The organism is Flavobacterium sp. H4147, assembly GCF_029360735.1.
Classification (GTDB): Bacteria; Bacteroidota; Bacteroidia; order Flavobacteriales; family Flavobacteriaceae; genus Flavobacterium; species Flavobacterium endoglycinae.
Genome location: NZ_JARKNB010000002.1, coordinates 325,806 through 348,199 on the forward strand (window position 1 = coordinate 325,806; position 22,394 = coordinate 348,199).

Annotated in this window: 11 protein-coding genes; 2 read left to right on the forward strand and 9 right to left on the reverse strand. The window is 39.4% G+C overall.

From position 1 onward, the window contains the following. Window positions 1-57: 57 nt before the first annotated feature. From P2W75_RS09240 to P2W75_RS09280, 9 genes are all read right to left on the reverse strand, one after another. Window positions 58-990 carry an alpha/beta hydrolase gene (locus tag P2W75_RS09240; protein ID WP_276380136.1) on the reverse strand — a complete coding sequence of 311 codons (933 nt, stop codon included), beginning with the start codon at window positions 988-990 and terminating at the stop codon, window positions 58-60. A 100-nt stretch (window positions 991-1,090) separates the two neighbouring features. After that, window positions 1,091-3,523 (reverse strand): sugar-binding domain-containing protein, encoded by a 2,433-nt coding sequence (locus tag P2W75_RS09245; protein ID WP_276380137.1) that lies wholly within the window; start codon window positions 3,521-3,523, stop codon window positions 1,091-1,093. Window positions 3,524-3,570: 47 nt separating this feature from the next. Next, a complete protein-coding gene (locus P2W75_RS09250; protein WP_276380138.1) occupies window positions 3,571-6,708 on the reverse strand; it encodes a glycoside hydrolase family 2 TIM barrel-domain containing protein in 3,138 nt (1,045 codons plus the stop codon). A 64-nt stretch (window positions 6,709-6,772) separates the two neighbouring features. After that, window positions 6,773-8,446, reverse strand: a complete 1,674-nt coding sequence (locus P2W75_RS09255) for an alpha-L-fucosidase (RefSeq protein WP_276380139.1) — start codon at window positions 8,444-8,446, stop codon at window positions 6,773-6,775. Between the two features lie 179 nt (window positions 8,447-8,625). After that, window positions 8,626-11,466 (reverse strand): RICIN domain-containing protein, encoded by a 2,841-nt coding sequence (locus P2W75_RS09260; RefSeq protein WP_276380140.1) that lies wholly within the window; start codon window positions 11,464-11,466, stop codon window positions 8,626-8,628. A 224-nt stretch (window positions 11,467-11,690) separates the two neighbouring features. Beyond that, window positions 11,691-13,145 carry a cellulase family glycosylhydrolase gene (locus P2W75_RS09265; RefSeq protein WP_276380141.1) on the reverse strand — a complete coding sequence of 485 codons (1,455 nt, stop codon included), beginning with the start codon at window positions 13,143-13,145 and terminating at the stop codon, window positions 11,691-11,693. 82 nt (window positions 13,146-13,227) lie between these two features. After that, window positions 13,228-14,478 (reverse strand): glycan-binding surface protein, encoded by a 1,251-nt coding sequence (locus P2W75_RS09270; RefSeq protein ID WP_276380142.1) that lies wholly within the window; start codon window positions 14,476-14,478, stop codon window positions 13,228-13,230. 8 nt (window positions 14,479-14,486) lie between these two features. Then, window positions 14,487-16,088, reverse strand: coding sequence for a RagB/SusD family nutrient uptake outer membrane protein (locus P2W75_RS09275; RefSeq protein WP_276380143.1), 1,602 nt, complete (start codon window positions 16,086-16,088; stop codon window positions 14,487-14,489). A gap of 2 nt (window positions 16,089-16,090) precedes the next feature. Continuing rightward, window positions 16,091-19,279, reverse strand: a complete 3,189-nt coding sequence (locus tag P2W75_RS09280; protein ID WP_276380144.1) for a TonB-dependent receptor — start codon at window positions 19,277-19,279, stop codon at window positions 16,091-16,093. 875 nt (window positions 19,280-20,154) lie between these two features. On the opposite strand from P2W75_RS09280, the gene P2W75_RS09285 reads away from it, so the two are divergent. Together P2W75_RS09285 and P2W75_RS09290 are read left to right on the forward strand one after the other, a co-directional pair. Beyond that, window positions 20,155-20,838: a response regulator transcription factor gene (locus tag P2W75_RS09285; RefSeq protein WP_276380145.1), complete on the forward strand. Its 684-nt coding sequence runs from the start codon at window positions 20,155-20,157 to the stop codon at window positions 20,836-20,838. After that, a complete protein-coding gene (locus tag P2W75_RS09290) occupies window positions 20,835-22,202 on the forward strand; it encodes a HAMP domain-containing sensor histidine kinase (protein ID WP_276380146.1) in 1,368 nt (455 codons plus the stop codon). Before P2W75_RS09285 ends, P2W75_RS09290 begins: the two co-directional genes overlap by 4 nt. Window positions 22,203-22,394 lie beyond the last annotated feature (192 nt).

The window sequence follows — 22,394 nt, forward strand, 5'->3', positions numbered from 1 at the left end:
CATAAAATCTATGTTTCTATGTGTTTAAAACAATTACACCAAACGGGTTAGGTTCTTTTAATTGATCAAGCCTTTTGCTTTAAGCCATCTGCCGCATGCCAGACTCCAATCCGACTCTGTGCTGCCAGATTTGCCAAGTCCGTAGCCGTGACCTCCTTTTTCGTAGATATGAAGTTCGCAAGGAATTTTATTTTTCTTTAGTGCTAAAGCATATTCCATACTGTTTTCTACTGGTACAGCATCATCATTCATGGAATGCACTAAAAATGCTGTCGGAGTTTCGCTATTGACTTGCAGTTCATTTGAAAAATTATTAACCTGCTCGGCTAATGGTTTTTCGCCCAAAAGATTAATTCTCGACCCCATATGTGTTATCTCTTCGCGCATGGATATTACTGGGTATATTAACAGTGAGAAATCTGGACGCGCACTAGTTGCATCTGCACTCTCATATACTTTTGCATTAAAATGCGTAGAAAGAGTAGATGCCAAATGCCCACCGGCAGAAAAACCCATAATGCCAATCTTTTTAGGATCTATTCCCCACTCTTTGGCTCTGCTTCTAACCAAACGAATGGCACGCTGTCCGTCTTGCATAGGACCAACCGATTTATCAGTCATTATAGCAGCATCTGGTAATCGGTATTTTAATACAAATGCCGTAATGCCAAGACTATTGAGCCATTGTGCAACCTGTTTTCCCTCATGACCGATAGCCATTCCAGAATAACCTCCGCCAGGGCAGATAATAACGGCTGTTCCTGTTGCTTTTTCTACAGGAACAGGATACACATCTAATCTCGGATTCGTGACACGCTGCATCCAGCTATCGTCTGAATTGGTTTCTTTATAATCGGCATTAGCGATAGCACCTGGCACTTTCTTATCCCACAGGTTAATGGTTTTATTTTGTCCAAATGTTTTACCTGCTACCATAAGCATAATAAGCAATGCGGTTCTAATTCCTCTTGTTTTCAAAATATCTTTCATTTTAATTATTTCAATACTCTTTACAAACTCGTTGGGTGAAATTACTTTAAATACATAGAAATATAGCTTTGTAAACTTAAAAAAGTTTCACCCAACGGGTTTAATTTGATGTAATAGTAATGGTCTGCGGTTGTAATCCATCTCCAGAAACCGTTACTTTGATTTCTCCTTTCTGATGAGCACTTCTCACAATTGCCAGAGCCCTTCCGTGCCAAGCTTTTCTAGTAAGAGATTGATAGGGTTCAAAATCCTTTAGATTCGCGTTATCGACTGCTTGGATAGTTCCAGGTCCTTCAATTTTAAAAGTAAGGCGTCCGTCTGCATTAGGATTCAAAACTCCTTCTCGATCCCTTAGTTCAACTGCAATATAAGTTAAATCTTGTCCGTCGGCTTTCATCTCTTTTCGGTCGGCTGCCAATTTAATCTGCACCGCCTCACCTGCTGTTTTCAGCGTAACGGATTCTTGTTCTTTTTCATTTGCTACACCAACGGCTCTCAAGGTGCCTGATGCATAAGGTACGGTAAAAACCGCTTTAAATTCTTGCTGCTCGCCCGTCTGCTTTTCTCCTAAAAGCTGGTCATTAAGATACAGTCTAACCTTTGGATATTTCGAATACACTTCGACTTCAACATTTTTCCCAGTATATTCAGGCCATGTCCAACTTTCCCATGTAGGATATACCGACCACCACGTCTGCTTGATTTCCAGAGGTTCTGGTGCTGGTTCTCTAACTGCCATATAGAGTTTTTCTTTTTCATTATACAGCATGCCTCTATAATGTGCAATAGGTTTTCTCCATCCTATAAGGTCTATATCTCCGCAGTAAGCGCCATGCCATGGAAAAAAATCATTCTCCCAATGTTCTCCAGGCACTTCTCCCGAGTAATAGTTTCGTCCTATTCCCGATTCTCCCAGATAATCCATGGCTGTCCATACAAAATCTCCAATGATATAATTGTTTCTCTGTACTAATTCCCAGTTTTTAAAAGCATCTTTAGGATACGATTCTGTTTGGACTATAATTCGAGAAGGCACTCTTATATGGTCTTGCGGCGCTTTATCTAAGTTGTAGTTGTATCCCGCAACATCATGCTGAGCCATCAAAGGATCAAATATATCCCAATTTTTACCGCCATTAACAATAGCCGATGTTATCGGACGACTTGTATCGATTTTCTTTATTTCTTCAGAAAGCATTTTGGCTGTATTTATTGCATCAGGATTTTCTCTTTCAGGTATTTCATTTCCAATGCTCCACATAAAAATACTGGGATGATTGCGGTCGCGCAATACCATGGCTTGCAAATCACGTTTCCACCAAGCATTGAAATAATTTGAATAATCATATTTATTTTTTCCAACTTTCCAACAGTCAAAAGATTCATCCATAACCAGCAGACCCAATCGGTCACAGGCATCTAAGAAGGCTTCTGAAGGTGGATTATGAGAAGTTCTTACTGCATTGAATCCGCTGGCTTTTAAAAGCTCCACTTTGCGCTGTTCTGCTCGGTCAAAAGCAGCAGCACCCAGAGAACCATTGTCGTGATGCACGCATCCTCCGTTGAGCTTAATTGTTTTTCCGTTAAGCTGAAATCCTTTTTCTGCCGTAAATGCGAGGGAGCGAATGCCAAAATTGGTCGTGTTCTCGTCTAACCTTTCCTTTTGTTTTGAAACCTGTACTAAAGCTTTATATAAAAAAGGCTGTTGTGGACTCCAAAGTGCCGGATTGCTTACTTTAATAAGCTGGGTCACTATTTTTTCGCTCTTTGGAGAAAGCGTTACTTTTGTTTCATGACGTCCTGCGGTTTTGGAATTCGGATTTTGAATTAATGCTGTAACGGTAATTTCCTGTAACGATTCGGTTTCATTCATTAGTTTTGTTTCCACACGAACTGTCGCTTTTTTGGAAGAAATCTCCAAAGTGCTGATTCCTGTTCCCCATTGCGCTATATGAACTGGGTTGGTCTGAATTAACCAAACATGTCTGTAGATTCCCGACCCGCTATACCAACGGCTATTCATCTGCTGCGAATTGTCTACACGCACAGCAATCACATTCTGTTCTCCATACTTTAGATACGGAGAAAGATCATAGCTGAAAGAGGAATATCCGTACGGATAAACTCCAAGCGATTTACCATTAATAAACACTTCAGAATTCATATAAACCCCTTCAAAATAAATCGCTGTTTTTTTGGTCTTCCAATTATCTGGCACTGTAAAAGTCTTTCGGTACCAAGCCACTCCTGCGGGAAAATATCCTCCTCCTGCTCCAGTAGGATTCTTTGGATGAACTTTGCCTTCGATACTCCAATCATGAGGCAAATCCAAGTTTCGCCAGTCTTTATCATTGAAATTATCAGATGATGCTTGAGCTTCTTCCCCTAAGAAAAATCTCCAATCATTGTCAAAAAGCTGTTTTCTCTTTACGTTTTCCTGTGCATGCAGAGATAAAAAATTTAGAAGCAGCAGGCATAAAAACAGCATGCTTTTCTTTAAATAGTGTATGTGATGCAGAATTGAATTATTCATTTTCGTTATTTGATTTTATGCTGTTCTAAAATAATACAGACAGGATGTTACTGCTTTTGGAGGTATTCTAAAGTAAATCCAAACTCATACGGCTTATTGCCAGAATTGGTATATTTTTCCATTGTTTTTGCTCCCCAAGAATCATCACCTCCAACACCATGGATATTTAGATCAATATTAAGGTTTATAAAATCGCGTCTGGCTAGCTGATAATCGTGTCTGGCATTTTCTAAATCTTCTTCTGTATAAGGCCAAGCACGGAAATTCAGCGGCTGCAATCCCGTTACTTTAAGACTGTTTCCGTTTGGCGATTCAAGCAAAAACCAACGCACATCGCTGCGGTTTGCATTATCTTGCGGAGCTGGATACGGAACAATAAAATGTTCCAACTGTTTGTGATATGCCCCTAACAAAGAAGCCGTTTTTCGGTCTGGATAATTCTCGTACGGACCTCGACCATACCAATCTACAGTATTATAATTTTTAGGAATGCGAAGTCTCATTCCAAATTTAGGAATTTGTCCGATAGTATCGTTTAATGGCGTATAAAAAGCTTTTGTGCCTAATTTTCCATTTCCATTAAGCTGATATTCTAGCGTATAATTGGCTCCAATACGAGGAAAATTGATATCAAACTTTACCGTCGCTAAGGTATCTTGTCTGGTTACAGAAACTTTTTTAACCACTCTATCGGCTGTTGCGTTTTTCCACTTGGAAAATTCTTTGCTATAACCGCTCTGCTTCTGGTTGTCATTTGGCGTTTTCCAAAAATAAGGTTCCAGAGATCCTATTAAAAGCTCTTGATCTTTAATCTTCCAGCTTGTTAAGTCTCCATTGGTTTTATTGAAAACAAAATTCATGTCATCGGTTTTAAGCTCAATAACAGCAGGTGTTTCCTTTACTTTTACAGTCTTTGCTCCAGAAATGCCTTTTTTCCACTCGTAGGGTTTTACTATAAATTGCTCACGGGCGATGCAATAGCCTGTTTCTGCCCAAAGTGCAGCTTCTTTAAGCCTTACATAAATATTGAGGCAGATTTCAGAATAAGCTTTCCGTTCGTTCTGAAGATATGGAAGATCAATAACAGCAGAAGCGCCTGGCAAAACAGAACCTACGTTCAGAAGACCTCTCTGCAAAGATTTTCCTTCGCAAACATATTCGTATTCAATATCAAAATTTTGAAGCGGCAGAAAATCAAAACGATTCGTGACTTTAATACTTTTTTTCTTTTCATCCTGCATTTGGAAAACAACAGGCTGATAGACTTTCTGCACCTCATAATAATGCGGATATGGTTTTCGATCAGAAGAAACCAATCCTCTCATGACAAAATTGCCATCGTTGGGTTTGTCTCCAAAGTCTCCGCCATATGCCCAAAATTCGCTATCTCTTAAAGCATAATCGTCGGGGTGCGGGGTAAGTTTAAACGGAGAACCATCTTTCGCTTTTGGCAGTCCGTGCTCGTCCCATTCCCAGATTGCAGCACCGCATAGGCTTGGATCTGCATAAATTACATCCCAATATTCCTGTAGATTTCCGCCTGAATTTCCCATAACATGAGCATACTCGCGCATAATTACAGGTTTGTCTTTTATCTTTTCGCCCAATTTCTTAAAATCTTCAGGATGCAGATAACTATCATCATAGAGATCTGATATTTCTCTATGGGTATCCGAAAAAACGAGACGTGTCTTATCGAGTTTACGAATGGTATCTGCCATTGCTTTCATATTTTCTCCTTTACCGCCTTCATTGCCAAGAGACCAAATTATGACACACGCATGATTTTTGTCTCTTCCAACAAGCGAAGTGGCACGTTCTATATGAGTGTTTTTCCAGAGAGGATCTTCGCCCAGCTCTTTATTGCCAAGACCGTAAGCATGAGATTCCTGATTTGCCTCGTCCATTACATAAAAACCGTATTTGTCGCAAAGCTCATAAAACAACGGATCATCAGGATAATGGCTTGTGCGTATCATATTGATATTAGCCTGTTTCATCAGCTCCATATCGCGTATCATGAATTGGCGGCTGATATATTTTCCAGTACGCGGATGCATTTCATGGCGGTTAATACCTTTCAATTTCACTGCTTTGCCATTGATGTAAAATACATCTTCACGCACTTCGATGCTTCGAACACCAAAATAGCATTCGGCTCTGTCTACAATCTCATTTTTCTTGTTTTTAAGCTGTAGAACAAGCTTGTACAAATCTGGAGTTTCTGCTGACCAAAGTTTCGGATTATCTAATGTGGTGCTCAATGTAAAGATTCCTTTATCGGATAATGAAACAGGTACTTTTGCCTGAAACTGCTTTTCTATATAATCTCCTGATTTTGAATATCCGCTTATAGTAGCCTCAACTTTCAATCCCGAAGTATTCTCTGTGTGTCTGTTATCCAAACGGACATCAATGGCAACTTCTGCTTTTGAATATGATTGGTCTGGAATTACCTTTACAAAATAGTCTCCAATAAAGGTCTTAGGTCTTGCAATCAAATCGACATCTCTGAATATCCCGCCCAAACGCCAGATATCCTGATCTTCCATATAACTGCCATCGCAGTATTTGTAAACTTCTACGGCTAGTTTATTGTCTCCTTTTTCAATATAAGGCGTGATGTCAAACTCGGCAGGCGACATAGAATTTTCGCTATAGCCAACTTTATGCCCGTTTACCCAAAGGTACATTGCCGATTGGACTCCTCCGAAATTAATGAATATCTGTTTCTCATGCCAGTTATCAGGAATCTTGAAGCTAGTTGTGTAGCTGCCAACGGGATTTCTTTCTTTAAAAGTCGTAAAACTCTCATCGGGTTCACCGCTTACTCTTGGAATATCTCTTTTAAAAGGATAGGCCACATTGGTGTAAATAGGGGTTCCAAATCCTTGCAATTCCCAACTGCCTGGCACTAAAACAGTAGTCCAGGCATCAGTAGAAAAATCTTTGCGGTAAAAATCAGCTGGTCGAGACTGCGGATTGGCCGACCAGTTAAATTTCCACATCCCGTTAAGAGACAAAAGCATTGGATTATTTTTTTTCTCTTCGGCAAGAAAACCGTACGCATGTGGTTTTTCCTTATTGATGCCATTAACAGCTGGATTCTCCCAATCATTTACCTGCTGAGCATCTGCAAAGTTAACCGCAAAAAATACGGCAATGAGAAAGATTTTTTTTATCATATCGATGAGTTTGAACGATTGCTTTTTAGCACTTATCTGTTCCTTAATGCTTGACAATTTAATACTAATTACTTTTGGCAGCATTTGCATACTGTACCTTATAGACTACTGCTATATTATTTGGAATAAATTTGGGTTTTGCTATCACCAGCGAATTATGATCTTGCTTCCATGTTACCTTTTCAGTGCTTCCTAGCAGTTTAATGCTTTTTATCTTTCTGTTTTCTTTTGATTTTCCTAGAGATTTTACCACAACATCTTCTGAAGGCGCTCCCATTACTGAAACATAAAGCAGGTTGTTTTTTTGGTTGAAACGAATGTCTTTCTGCGATAAGCTGGTTTTGCCTTCGTTAAAGCCTGCATCTTTTATCGGGTTGCTTGTGTCTGCAACTGGTCCTTCGCCAAAAACCTTCCAAGGACGAGTATCAAAAATACTTTCTTTGTTTACCTCCATCCATTTCGCTATATCTTCAAGAATTGCGATTTCTTTATCATCAATAGAACCATCTCCGCGTACGGGTATGTTTAGCAATAGATTTCCGTTTTTGCTGACAATATCAATAAGCATCTGAATAACTGTTTTAGCTGATTTATATCCATTCCCATCATAAATTGCCCTGCTGTAATGCCAATCGCCAATACAGGTACAAGTCTGCCAAGCTTCGTTTTGAATCTGGTCAGGCACTCCTCGTTCGACATCCCAAACCATACATTTTTTCTGTTCTGGAGTCAGTACTTTTCCAAATAAAACAGCTTCGAGTTTGTTATCATGAGCTGCCATATTGGTATTGTAATAATGAGCCGCTATTTTCAAGCCCGCATCACTTACCGGATAAAGCGGAAGTCCTGTATCATCAAAATAAAGAAGGTCTGGTTTGTAGATATTGATTAAATCCATAGTGCGGTTATAAAAATTCTGGCAATATTCTGCAGAAGGAATAGAGGCTCCGTTATCCCAATTCCATTGCCCCCACAAAGAAGTAATGCTTTCTGCACTTCCAGCGCTTAGCGGATGGTTTTGCGCATATAACTCCTGCGGATCTAGCCCTTCCCACCAAGTGCCTACACCATCTTTTTTAGTAAGTTTTCCGTCGTAAGGAATTCCAGCATAAGGTCCTTTTTTGTCTGAACGCTGCGAAGTTTCAAACCAAGTCCAAGCATGAGCTGCATGCACACTTAATCCAAATGGCAATCCTTGCTTTTTAGCCGCCGCAGCCCAGCCTGAAATAATATCTTTTTTAGGACCAACTTTTGTAGAATTCCAAGCTTGGTATTTGCTGTTCCATAAATCCAAATTGTCATGATGGTTGGCCATGGCAAAAAAATACTGTGCTCCTACTCGTTTATAAAGTGCAACAATTTTTTCGGGATCCCAGTTTTCAGCCTTCCAATCTTTAATAACCTCTTTAAATCCTGCTTTAGATGGGTGTCCATAATGCTCTACATGCCATTTGTACTGCGCTCCGCCTTCATCATACATAAATCGTCCATACCAATCTCCCTGCTCTGGCTGACATTGCGGTCCCCAATGTGCCCAGATTCCAAACTTAGCATTACGAAACCATTCAGGAGTTTTATACTGCTGAAGAGATTCCCAAGTTGGTTTAAATTTCCCCACAGCAACTTTTTCAGTGTTCTCTGTAACCGGCGACTGGTATTTTTGCTGTGCCTGTAAAAAACTGGCGCATAGGATACATAAAGCTGTAAATAATTGTTTTCTCTTATTCTTTTTATACATTTTGATTTTTATTTTTTATTAGCCTTGTGCTAACGTGTTTTTAAATTTTCTTTTTGGCTTTTATGGTAAAAATTATTGGCTTTCTAATTTACAGCAGAATGTGCTGATACAGGTACCTAATCTTTATATCAAAGTCCTAACAGAGATTATTCTACTGTTAGGACTTCTGTCAATTAAATTTATCTTGTTTTTTTTATCATTTTAAATGATTGGAGAAGATTGCCCCCAGTTCCTTCCACTTTCACGATATACAATCCCGACTGAAGTGTGTTTCCCATTGATAACTGGCTTTGGTCTTTGACTTGCGCGGACTCCACATTTTTTCCATTAATATCAAAAATTCGCACGCTTATCGGTTCCGTATAATCATTTATCTCGATTTTAAAACTGCTTGTAAATGGATTTGGAGAACAGATTACAGTAAATTTTTGCTCTTGTAGGTTTTCTGTATTAGCACCCAACCTTAAAGTTGCACTCGACACGGCACTTAGAGACCATTGCTGATTATTGCTTGAGCTGAGACTCCACTGGCTTAGATCTGCTCCGTTAGTTGTATTTCCTAGACCATCCAAGTACATTCCAGTTGCTTTGTTTTTAAACTTGAAATAACCCGAACCAGCGTCTTCTTGTATCCATTTTTGCGCTTCACTTCCACTATAGCTCCATTGTCCTGCAATTGATGGATTTCCCGTTCTGCTCATCCCGTCTATATACAATCCTGTAGCTCTATTTTTAATCATTACTTCGCTGCCGTTATACTCTAGAGTCCATTGCTGAGCACTGCTTCCGCTGTAGTTCCATTGTCCTGCGTTACTTCCATTTGTCGTTCTGCTCATTCCGTCTATTAGCAGTCCTGTACTTCTATTTGAAATGGTATAATAAGCTGCAGTTTCAGCAAGATCTTCACCATAAACAAGTCCTCTTCCAACGGTACTCATATAAACGCGTCCGTAGATATTCATGTCTCCCATTACGAAGTTTCCATTTCCTGTACCTCCATATTCATGTGCATCATCGTTAACACGAGTCCAATTGCTGCCTTGATCTACCGAACGGAAAACTCCCGTAACTCCGCTTACAGTACCCCAGATATAAATAGTTGGATAAGAAGAGCCAGCCTTCGCTTTACCAATTCCGACTGCAGAAGCATTGCTTACCGCTGTTGAAGGTGTGGTAAAACTAGCTCCGCCATCAACTGATCTTATTAGTCCGCCATAATTCTTAGCAATCCACAAATGTCCAGCGTACCCAGGAACCGTTCGAATTAGGCTAGATCCTCCTGCTCCAACATTAGAAACCGTATTAAAAGAAGCTCCTCCGTCTGTACTTACTTTCAAATCTCCGTTACTTCCGTTGTAGGCATAAAATTTATTGTTCGTAACAGCATCAGATACGGCAACCGTATTGAAATTAATTCCTGTTACGGTTGTCCAGCTAGCTCCATTATTGGTAGAACGGTACATAGCGCTAGAAGATTCTGGAACATGCAGAAGGGTTGCACCGTCATACGAAAGTGCCACCGTTCCGCGTGGTCCTGCTAAGTTTGCAGTTGTCTTTATCCAATCAGTTCCTTGATTGTTGGAATAGTACATATACTCTCCAAGTCTTACAATTTTATTGGTATTTCCTGATGCATAAGCCAAACCAGATGTGGTTCCCATTGCAGGCTTATATTGTGGCGCATATACCGAAACATCAGTATGTTTAAATCCGTCATAATCTCCAATAACACTCATTAAAGGTCCGCCAGGAATACTGATTAGACCTAGTGGAACGCTCTCTTCAAGGCCAATAGCATCAAACTTCCACGAGGTTTTTGATGCATTAAGATCATCACAGGTAAAAATACCATTTCCAGATATTACGCTGGCCTTATTGGTATTAAAAGGATTAAATTTGATATCGCCAGTCCAGTGAATGGATGCTGAAGATCCTGAAATCCAAGTACAGCCATTATCTAAGACATTGATTCCTGAATTTCCAACCAGATCTCTCCATGATGCACCGCCATCTGTACTTAAAAAGAAGCGATCTGCATAAATTATATTGCCCTGTGCATTGGTATACTGCGCCATATAAGTATTCATCGATGAGGCAATCAAACGCTGCGAATTGGAAGGGTCAACATCGATTCCGCCGAAAGGCACCGAAAAACCTGATGGAGTAATATTAGTTAAAGTACCTGTAGCAGAAAGTTTCCAAATCTGTCCTGAAGAAGGATTCCAAGGCCCTTCTTTATCAGCATACGTGATTAATAAAGCTCTATTGGAATCTAATACTGCTCGCTGAGGCATATAATTTACTGTTGCTCCCGAAACGGCGTTCCAAGTATTTCCAGCATCTGTACTTTTGTAGAGATTAGACGCCCCAGTTCTGGAAACACCAACATAAATAGTCTGAGTGTTGCCTCCAGAAACCGATGCAGAGTCAAAAATCACAAAACAGATTCCATTGTCATTTGCTGTAGTTGTAACTGGAAATGACGATACTTTCGACCAAGTCGAACCGCCATTAGTACTTTTAAACAATCCGTCACGTCTGCTTCCGCAAAAAAGCACATTAGAATTGTTGGGATCTACCGCCAATCGCTCGCCATTAGATCTTCCCATACCATTTCCATGCGCCTTAAATTGTGAGGTTACTATAGTTTCAGTAAAATTAGCACCTCTGTCAGTTGATTTTAGAATCGCTGTTTTCTGACCATTAAAATAATCGGTTCCAACCAGCATATATACCACATTATTATTCTGAGGGTCAATTGCTAGTGATTCCACGCCCTGATACCCCAGCTGGTCTACACTGGTCCAATCTAATAAAGGTATCCATCTGTTGCTAGATGCGTCCCATCGATAAGCTCCTCCCACATCTGTGCGGGCATATTTTAAATTGGCATCTGTTTTACTTGGAATAATACCAGTAACAAAACCAGCGCCTCCAATCTGAACATTTTTCCAAACGCTCTGGGCTTGGGAAACAAAAACTGTTAAAATCAATACACATAATAAGTAAGCTTTTTTCATCTTGATTTGTTTTTTAAAAGTTTAAATTATTATAATCCTTACAATCTATTCTCACCCGAACCCATGCTTCAAAATTTTTAGCATTTTAGTACTGATAAGAGCTGCCGCACCAGAAATGCGGCAGTATACTTCATAATGTAAAAGCAAAAAATTGCTTTTTTTTCAGGAATAGCCAATAAATGCCTAATCCTGAAAAAACTTTGAAAGGCGGTTATCTTAAAATTTTAGTTAGCCCCTGCTTTAATAGCATCTATCGTACGTTGATCTTTTACAGTAAAATTACTCCTGTCTATGGCTACTCCTATATCCCACCAAAAAGGTTTAATACCGCGCGCTAATGCTTCTTTGGTTGTAAAATTTATCCAATAGTCTACCGAGGCGTTATGCATAGCCAAATCTTTGGGAAGATAAGCAGGATCACTACGTCTGTAAGCGCCATACTCTCCCATTATAACCGGTATTCCTTTATCAATAAATTTAGTTTTCATCTTGTTGTAATCAGCAATTATCTCGTCCTCTTCTCCATATGTAGCATTACGGTCAGGTTCAATGGTCGAATGATGGCCTTTACCCCAGTAGTAAATCAATTTACCCCAGCTCTCATCTTTATTCCCGATACAAAATTGTGATGGTGTGTAGTTATGCACCTCAACCATGAGGCGATTTGGCACCTGATCTGTAGGAAGCGTGTTCATCAGGTCAAATGTCAATCCAGGATTTGTTTGAGGACCTTGAACGATAAGAACGCGGTGACTGTTTTTTCCACCCGTAGAGCGAACAGCTGTAACAAACGTTTGGTGGTACGATGCTAATACTGCCATCTCCTCAGCATTCCTGGCATCTGGTTCGTTAGCGCTGGCAAACATCAGGTGCTCGTCAAAATCACGCATTGCGGTAGCGATTTGCTCCCATAATGCTTTTTGTTTAGCATTGACAGCCTCCTGCTTTGCTTTAGTGATGTTTTTTTCCAGCCATCCACCGTCCCAGTGAATATTAAGCATAACATATATATCGTTATTCACACAATAACCTACGACCTCTTTTACCCTTTTGGTCCAATTCTGATCAAGATGTGCGGTAGCTTCGTTGTCAAGATGAAAATTCCAGGCGCAAGGTATGCGAATGGCAGAGAAACCTAATTGCTTTACAGCTTTTACATATTCCTCTGTGATTACTGGACTACCCCAACCAGTTTCACCACCCGGTGCTTCAAATGTATTTCCAATGTTCCATCCCAGTTTAAATTTGGCTGCCAATTCAACCGCTGTGCTCATCCCTACAGCATCAGCTGGCTTTGGAGATAAATTATAACCTGGATACATATTGGCAGTCTGTGTCACTGTAATTCTTCTCGCCTGTCCGTTGTCTGCTGTAACAGTCAGCACGACGGAACGGCTGACACCGCTGTTGTTGGCAGAGGCAGTAAATACGGTCTTTTCTGTACCTTGAGCCCCGCTTAATTTACTTAACTGCAACCAAGTTGAGGCCAAATTTGTTATAGTCCATTTACTGTTTGCCTCAATTGCAATTGGTTCAGATGTGCCTCCCTCAGGCATAAAAGAAACCGTTTTTGTCGAAACTGTCAAATACGGCTCTTCATCTGTACTTTTAGAACAGCTAAATGAGGATCCGCTGATCATAAAAAGTAACAACAGCAGATATAAAATATTTTTTTTCATTTTAATTGTTTTTAAGGATTATGATTTAAACTGCGGAAATTACCTCTTGGCAAAATTTCCGCAGTTCAGAATCTTTATTTTACTAATTAGTGCTAGCTTTAGGTTTATCAAGGATCTTTACTACCCTGATATTATCAACTGCTGCTCGGAATTCTCCAGGCGCTGGAGTTGAGGCATCATTAATAATAAAAAAGTTGATGCCGCCTGTACCAGAACCGCCAACCAATTCGGTTAAGCTTGCTGCTGAATCGCCCGTTCCATCTTTATTGTCCTTTTTAGTTCGGAACTCTGTTAAAGGAATCGTTACCGTAGTCCATTTACCTTCTGTAGTTACACCTTTACCTCCAGCAGTTTTCCAAGGTTCATATCTTGCCAAATAGGTCCAGTTATAATCCTTTACAATAAAAATAGAACTGCCTTTCCAAGTTCCCGCAATGTTAATTTCAAATTTTAAGGCAAACTGGCTAAGGTCTAATGTTAAATCGTTAGGCTGAATCCAGTGCTGAGGCTGCTCAATATTAATGCAGCGTCCATTCTCCCACCAAGAACCATTTCCTGCACTTAACGCTCCTGGATTTAAAATAGGATATACGCCTTTGTTTCCTAGAAAATCTGGATCATTGTTACTTGTTGAAGTTCCCCAAGCCATGCTGCCAATGGTATCGAAATTGCAAATCATACCTGTGGTAAGATCATTAACGTTAAATAAGGTGGCGATTTCTCCTGATGCGGTAGTAATTTTTAAAGGACCGCTGACTGTTGTATCAGGCATTATAAAACTAATTGAAGTTCCGTCATCTGAACCTGTAAATTCCTCCACCGACACACCTGCAAAAATGAGTTCGCTGATCTGAAACAGATTTGCTCCATACACAACTACCTCTTCTCCCGCGAGCGCATTTTCATTAGAAATACGATTCAGAGCAGGAGTTCCAGCCACTATATCAATATCAAAAACCACTTTCCCTTTTGGGGTGACAAGCTCGATGGTGTTTAAATCATTTTCAGCAACAGATGGAAATGGAATAACGGCTGGCACTTGTACTACTGCGTAGTTATCGGCAAACAAACCTCCATTGAAATCGACTGCTATACCGTTGAAGGCAATCTTTACGGCATCTTTTAAATGAGATCCTTTTAATACAACCCACTGCCCAGGAACCAGTTTATTCACTAATGTGTCATTTGGAGCCGCTGCATAATTACGTACCTCCGTAATAACCGGTCCAGAACCAGAATCGTCCTCATTATTGCAGGATACTAATAGTACCGTAACCAACATCATGCTTGCAAAAAGCAGGCGATTAAAACTATTATCTATTATTTTTTTCATAACTGTCATTATTTATAGTATGGAACTGACGGTTCATTTAATTTAGGATTCACCACCACTTCTGACGATGGAAGCTGCAGGGTAAAAGTGGCAGATGTAGCAGGAGATATGGTTCCAATAGGATCATTTGGCGTTGCTGTTTTTGAATCCTTGTTATAGTCAAACAATACTCTCTGCTGATTGCTTAAGAGTGTTACTGCTTTTTGCGGGTTATAATAGGAGAGTCTCACTAAATCATACCAATATTGACCTTCACAGGCCAATTCTACTCTTCTTTCGTTCAGGATGATATCTCCAGTAAGGGCCGTAAGAGGATCCATCCCAGCCCGAATTCTTACTTTATTAAAATAGAGCAGGGCATCGGCATCACTTGTCGAAGCGTTATTTCCAAGAACTGCTTCGGCATAGACCAAATAGACGTCGGCAAGCCTCAACAGAGCATTATGTTCAATAGATCCCAGATAAGACATCGCAGGAGAATTATTATCAGCTTCATTACCAATGATGTGTTTTTTCATTCCCGGAGATGTTGCAGTATAGCCACCCCCAGCTGCATTAAGTTCAGGGTAATGGTCGCCTGGCAGCATAAAACTTGCTTTTCTGCGGATCGAATCTTGCTCTGCGTATGCTAAATACAAATCGTAACTAACACCGGGAGAACCCCAAGCGCCCCCTTTTTGAGGATTTATATCATTGCTCGGAGAGTAGGTCAGCAAATGGTTTCCTTGCATCCACTCAGTAGTGGCAGACCACTGCAGCGCGAAAAGCGATTCCTGATTATCATTAAATTTGGTTTTAAAAAGATCTTCATAATTAGGAAGCAGGCTTAGTCCGCTGTTTTCAATAACATCTTTTGCATAGGATTTGGCCAGATTCAAATATTCCTGGTTACGGCTTCCTCCTGTCTCACCTACACCTGCTCTGGTCAGGCATACCTTGCTTAACATTCCCTTAGCCGACCATGATGTAACCCGTCCTGGCTGATCGGTTTTAGGCAGGTTTTCTGCTGCAAAAGTCAAATCTTCGATTACAAATCTGTACACATCCTCTATTTTATTTTTATTGACTAGAGGTGATTTTATCAGTTTGGTATTATCTTCTATAATTGGCACCTCACCCCAAAGCATTGCCAAATGATAATAGGCCATAGCACGTATAAATCTTGCTTCTGCCACAGCCCCATTTTTATCTGCTGCCGATACTGTTGATGGTGTTTTATCGTTAATAGCATTAATAGTTGCATTGCAATGTGCCACTATAATGTAAAGTGCTGTCCAGCCGGTTGTTAATCGTGCATTAGATCCAGAAAGGGTAAAAGTATTGAGCTGCACAAGATCAGAACCCTGATATTGAAGAATAAGATTACCGCTTAAAATATCTCCTAAAGGCAGATATGCGGTATTATTCCATTGTGCCCATATTTTGCCGCCATATAATGCCGCTGTAGCTAAACGAAGTTCTTCCTTGGTCTGGTAAAAGTTCTCTGTGCTTATTTCAGACTGTGATGGACGGTCAAGAAAATCGTCCTGGCATCCGAAAAGCAGCGCTGAAACAAGCAGGCTTAAAATGATATTTCTATAAGTTGCTCCCATATTAGTGTTTTTTTTCATTTTTAATTAGTTAATCCTAGATTAATTCCAAATGTAAACGTGCGGGACTGTGGATAAAAGCCATTATCAATTCCTGCCTGCAAAGGATTCCATGACCCGACTTCAGGATCCATACCTCTATAACTTGTAATTAGAAAAGGATTGCTTACATTCACATAAAGCCGAAGTGAACTCATACGTATTTTTTTAATGAGTTCAACAGGAAAAGAATAGCCTAAAGTCATATTCTTGCACCTCAAAAACGAGCCATTCTCTACATATCGGTCAGAAAAACGATTATTTCTGTTACTGTCATTGTTTTTGAGCCCCACTATAGTAGTCTGTGGATTGGTTACATACACATTATTAACATCTGAAGGTGAACCATTTGGATCAATCAGAGCTAAAACAGCATGGTCTTTTAATGATTTTAAATAACCATTATTGGTTAGTGGATTATCGCCATTGATTCTCATACCGTTTACCACTTCACTACCAAGATTGGCACTGAAGAAAATATTCAAATCAAATCCTTTATAGGTAAAAGTATTTCCCAGACCAAACTGAAAATCAGGAATTGGCGATCCTAAAAATGTCTGATCTTTTTCAGTAATCACACCATCACCGTTAAGGTCCTTAAATTTAAGATCCCCATACCATACTCCTCCCGAATTAGGGGTAATTGGCAGTACCGTACCATCTGTATTAGTTGGCAGAGCATGGTTTTTAAAATCTTCTGCTGTCGCGAATACACCATCTACTTTATAACCGTAGAACGACCCTATTGAACCGCCCACAACAGTTCTGGACACAACATCACCTCCTAAATAACCTGGAAGAAAAGCACCGTCTGTGTTTAATTTTAGGACTTTGTTTTTATTATGGGATAACGTAAAATCAGAAGACCAGGTAAAATCTGTTCGTACTATATTTCTTGAGTTCAGATGGAGATCTATACCTGTATTGCGAACTGCTCCAATATTTACATAAGGTGCATTGATGGCACCAGGCGAATAACCCACAATGGTTCCTGAATACAATGGAAGAGGAATCTGCATGAGCAGCCCGTCGGTCATGCGGTTGTAAACATCAACCGATAAATTGAGCCTCCATCCAAACAGAGCTGCATCAATTCCAATATTGCCGTATTTTGTTTTTTCCCATTCAACTGCAGGATTTGCAATATTGGTTGTCATTTGTGCGTTACCAGATAATCCTGTTGATACAGATTCTAAGGTTGACAAATAGGCATTGTTTCTCACATTTTGATTATTAGTAAGACCATATCCTGTCCTTAACTTCAATTCGTTAATGGTTTTTGAACCTTTGAGAAACTTCTCGTTGTTTAATTTCCATGCAAATGCTCCAGAGTATGTAGTTACCCATCGGTTATCTGGTGCAAATTTGGAAGAGCCGTCAGCACGTATATTGGCAGTAAAAAGGTATTTGTCATTGTAGATAAGATTTAAACGTCCAAAATAGGATTCCTGTGCACTGTCTCCTCTAGTTCCTCCATTGGTAGCTGTAGTAAGATCACCGCTTCCTATGTTGGTGACATTATTGGAAATAAAATTTCTTCTTCCCGCTGAAACATTTTCAAACTGTGTCAGCTGTGCTTCATGCCCAGCCAAAACATTAAAATTATACTTCTTGATAACTTTTGAATAGGTGAGAAAACTTCTGAATGTTGTAAAATAATCTTGGCTGTAAGAATAAGAGGCCTCATTTGTAAGCTTTTCAGCAAGTCCAAATTTATAAGTGGGACTAAACCTGTCTTCTGTCTTATATAAAAAATTACCTGACAGCTCATTTCGGAAAGATAGGTCTTTTGTAAAGGCTATATCGGCATAAAAATTAGCAAAAAGCTGATTTCTCTTTGGGTTATTTTTATTAATGAGTGCCAGCGCATATGGATTTACACGTTTTGCAATCCATCCTTCACTGCTTTCTTCACCAGCAAAACTTCCGTCAGCATTTCTAACCGGGATATCTGGTGTCTGGCTCAATGCCTCCTGAATAACATTTGATCCTGTAGAATTCACATTCTCATCAATGTGCGTAAGCTGTAAGCTGGTACCTATTTTCAGCCAGCTGGTTGTTTTATTGTCTAGGTTTAGTCTTACTGATGTTCTGGCAAACTCTGAACCTAAAGCTATTCCCTCTTGGTTAAAATACGAACCTGAAAGCAGATATTGGGTCTTTTCATTGCCTCCGCTTAAAGTAAGTACATGATTTTTGACTGGAGCCCTGCGGAACAATTCCTTCTGCCAGTTGGTACCCTGTCCCAGATAATTTGGATTGGCAAACTCAGGTCTGTCATCGAATCCCCAGACAGCGGCTCTCTGATTTATAAAAGCAGCATACTCCCTTAAATCCATGGTAGGATACTGCTTAATAAGTTCCTGATATCCAGTTGAAAATTCATATGTTATTTTAGGAGCCCCTTCCCTGCCTCTTTTTGTAGTGATTACAATTACACCATTTGTGGCTTGTGAACCATAAATTGCTGTTGCCGAAGCATCCTTTAAAACATCGACTGATTCAATATCTGAGGGGCTTATAGTAGCTAATGGATTTGTTCCATTGCCCCCATCAAAATTCTGACCAATGATTACCCCGTCAATTACGTAAAGAGGTGAGCTGCTTCCAAATGAAGACATACCGCGTATCTGTATGTTTACACCTCCTCCAGGCTGCCCTGAGGTCTGCTGTACTACTACACCGGCAACTTTACCCTGGAGTGCCTGGTCAAAAGTAACAGGCTGTGTCCTGCGAAGTTCATCTCCGCTGATAGATGAAATGGATCCTGTAAGATCTTTTCGTTTCGCTTTTCCATATCCGATTACTACAACTTCGTTTAATGCTTTTAAATCCTCTATCAATTGGACTGTAAGCTGCTGATCAGTAATTTTTACTTCCTGCTTGACAAAACCCAGATAGCTAAAGACAATCGTTTCACCGATTCTGGCGGTGACAGTAAAACCTCCATCAGTATCTGATGTCGTTTTTTGATCTGTTCCCTTAAGGTGGACATTAACACCAAAAAGAGGCTGGCCGTCCGTTTGGGAAGTAACAATGCCCATAATTTTAAGGGGGGCAGAATTTTGGGCTTGTATCAGCCCGGCATAAAATAGCATCGCTATAATAATGCCTGTATTAAAAAGACTGTAAATGTGCTTTTTAATGCATCGCATTCCTTTTTTTTCATTCATAATTGGTTAGGTTAGGTATTAGTTAATAAGCTGGTTTGTCTATTAGAAAAAACTTAAAGCCAGGGAACAAATTAACAATAAAGACTTGCCAAACTACGGATCTATTTGTATCAGAAAAAGGGTCAAATTGTAATCATAACAGAACTTATGATAAAAAAAAGCGAGTATTTATTTCATTAAAATATTTTATATCATAATTTTTTATGATTTTACCAATACTACATTAATTAACATTGTTCAAAAAGCAAGTCTTCAATTCCGAAGATCTGACATAGCTTTATGCACAGCAGTGGAGCTTTTCAGGCGCATCGAAATGAAGCACAAAAAAACACAGAAAAAACAGGTGTGTGCAGACAGGTTACTCCGAGCCTTCCCCTGAAGAATCTATTCGGCTTTTTTTTTATAAACGTTGGCTAAGAACATCTCAAAAAGAAAAAAACCGGTTTTAAGCCGGTTTTTATGGCGCCTTGAATGGTGGCTCCTTATATTTTTTTCAGCAGATTAAGAATCTTTGCTGAAAGGGTCGCTTGGGTAGTTTCCCTTCTTCTTCACCCCATTGCTCTGAAGCAGATAGAAGGAATTCGGTGTTGGTAAAGCGAAAGCGGCGAATAGTAAAATTCCGTCGAAATTACACTGCCACCTCGAAAAGTCTGGACGATTCTTCCTTGCAAAGCTTGGCCGCTTTCTGGTTTTCATTACTAACATCAAAAATGTTATAAAAATCAGTACTCTGAGATTGCAAACACCAAAACTACCAGCTCCACGAAAAAAAATTACAACGACAATGATGTCGAGCTTATTGTTTGCTGATTTTATATTATTAAAAAATATTGTGTTTTCATCTATTTTAATCTCAATGTTATAACTTTGTTTATATGAAAATTTTAGTAGTAGAAGACGACTTTAGAGTAGCTGAGCTGATCCAAAGAGGGCTAAGCGAACATGGATTTTCGCCTGCAGTGGCCTATGACGGTCTGTCGGGGAAAAAGTTAGCCCTTAATAATCACTACGATTTGGTTATTACTGACATTATCTTGCCCAAACTCGACGGATTGGATTTATGCAAAGAATTACGTCAAATAAAACCGGATCTGCCTATAATTATGCTGACTGCCCTGGGCTCTACAGATGACAAAGTGGAAGGATTTGATGCCGGCGCAGATGATTATCTCACAAAGCCTTTTGAAATGAGAGAACTTCTCGTTCGTATCAGGGCTTTATTAAAACGAAGCAATAATGGGACAGCTAATAGTTCTGGATTTATTCTGAAATATGATGCTCTTGAAATGAATCTGCAGACCAAAAGTGTCAAAAGAAATGAGAATGAAATAAGCCTTACCCCAAAAGAATTCAAACTTTTAGAATACATGCTCCAAAATCAGGAACGTGTTTTATCGCGTACGGAAATTGCCGAAAAAGTATGGGATACACTTTTTGATACCGGAACAAATTTTATAGATGTTTACATCAATTATCTGAGAAAGAAAATTGATAAGGATTACGAAAAAAAACTCATCCATACCCGTTCAGGAATGGGATTTATTTTGAAAGCAGAATGAAAATCAGAACCAGGCTGACTATATTATTTACCCTCGTTACTGCCACTATTTTATTGGTATTTGCTGCTATTATCATATTTTCTGCAAAAGAAAACCGGGAAAAAGAGTTTTATGCCCTGCTAAAGAAAGAAGCCATTACCAAGGCAAATCTAATTTTAAACGCCGAAATAGACAGCAAAACGCTGCAAAACATCTACAGAAACAACAGAGCAACGCTAAACGAAGTCGAGGCTGCTATTTACAATCCTTCATTTAAGCTATTGTACCACGATGCTGTCGATATAGATGTGGTAAAAGAAACCAAACCCATGATCGATGAAATCGCCAAAAAAGGCGAAATACAATTCTATCAAAAGGACTGGCAGGTTATAGGAACCACCTATATATTTCAGGGAAAAAAATACATCATAACCGCCGCTGCATACGATGGTTTTGGATATGTAAAACTTTATAACCTTATCGAGACCTGTATTATTGTCTTCATCATCTCTATTTTGGTTCTGTTTATGGCGGGCCGTTTTTTCTCAAAAAAAGCTTTTGAACCCATTGTTAAGATGACCGATAAGGCAAAAATGATTTCGGCTACAAATCTTGACTTAAGATTGGATGCCAACGAAAGTAAAGATGAAATTTCGGAACTGGCCTCGACTTTTAATGAAATGCTGAACAGACTCGAGAATTCTTTTGATTCGCAAAAGCATTTTGTTTCCAATATTTCGCACGAATTAAGAACGCCTCTTTCTGCCATTATTGCTGAATTAGAACTTTCGACTCATAAAGAACGTAATGTTGACGAATATAAATTAGTTATCCTAAACACCTTACAGGATGCTAAAAAACTGGCGAAACTCTCTAATAGTTTATTGGATCTCGCAAAAGCAAACTACGATCCTTCTGAAATTGCGTTTAAGCAGGTTCGTATAGATGAAGTTTTACTGGATTCGCGCCAGCAGGTTCAGAAATCAAATCCGAATTACAATATTGCCATTCATTTCGAAGATGATTTTGAAGATGATAATCAGATTTCGGTCAATGCAAACGAATATCTGCTGAAAGTCGCATTTGTCAATTTGTTTGAAAACGGCTGTAAATTTTCTAATGATAAACAGAGCCTTGTCTCCATTTCATTTGAAAAAAATAAAATCAAACTTAACTTTTCTGATAACGGAATCGGAATTTCAACAGAAGAATTAGAACACATTTTCACTCCATTTTACAGGGGCCTAAACAAAACCCACGCCGACGGAAATGGTATTGGACTTTCGTTAACAAAGAAAATTATTCAGCTTCATAAAGGAACAATTTCTGTTTCTTCAAAGAAAAATGAAGGAACAATTTTTACCGTACAGTTCAATTCGCTTTAGTTTCTATGCTCCAGCGGAGCTGAATATTTATAGCAATTATACACCCCGTGATTTCAAGCTCCGTAGGAACGATATATATTGTTTGAAAATATGCCGCTCCTCTGGAGCTTATATGCATGAAAATAAAATGTGCTATAAATATTCAGCTCCTCCGGAGCTTTCTTTTCTTTCTTCTATTTTCTCACCTCCATT

Coding starts and splice junctions, on each gene's coding strand:
- P2W75_RS09255 (WP_276380139.1), bottom strand. CDS start 8,446: ATGTATAAAAAGAATAAGAGAAAACAATTATTTACAGCTTTATGTATC.
- P2W75_RS09250 (WP_276380138.1), bottom strand. CDS start 6,708: ATGATAAAAAAAATCTTTCTCATTGCCGTATTTTTTGCGGTTAACTTT.
- P2W75_RS09290 (WP_276380146.1), top strand. CDS start 20,835: ATGAAAATCAGAACCAGGCTGACTATATTATTTACCCTCGTTACTGCC.
- P2W75_RS09240 (WP_276380136.1), bottom strand. CDS start 990: ATGAAAGATATTTTGAAAACAAGAGGAATTAGAACCGCATTGCTTATT.
- P2W75_RS09280 (WP_276380144.1), bottom strand. CDS start 19,279: ATGAATGAAAAAAAAGGAATGCGATGCATTAAAAAGCACATTTACAGT.
- P2W75_RS09260 (WP_276380140.1), bottom strand. CDS start 11,466: ATGAAAAAAGCTTACTTATTATGTGTATTGATTTTAACAGTTTTTGTT.
- P2W75_RS09270 (WP_276380142.1), bottom strand. CDS start 14,478: ATGAAAAAAATAATAGATAATAGTTTTAATCGCCTGCTTTTTGCAAGC.
- P2W75_RS09245 (WP_276380137.1), bottom strand. CDS start 3,523: ATGAATAATTCAATTCTGCATCACATACACTATTTAAAGAAAAGCATG.
- P2W75_RS09275 (WP_276380143.1), bottom strand. CDS start 16,088: ATGAAAAAAAACACTAATATGGGAGCAACTTATAGAAATATCATTTTA.
- P2W75_RS09285 (WP_276380145.1), top strand. CDS start 20,155: ATGAAAATTTTAGTAGTAGAAGACGACTTTAGAGTAGCTGAGCTGATC.
- P2W75_RS09265 (WP_276380141.1), bottom strand. CDS start 13,145: ATGAAAAAAAATATTTTATATCTGCTGTTGTTACTTTTTATGATCAGC.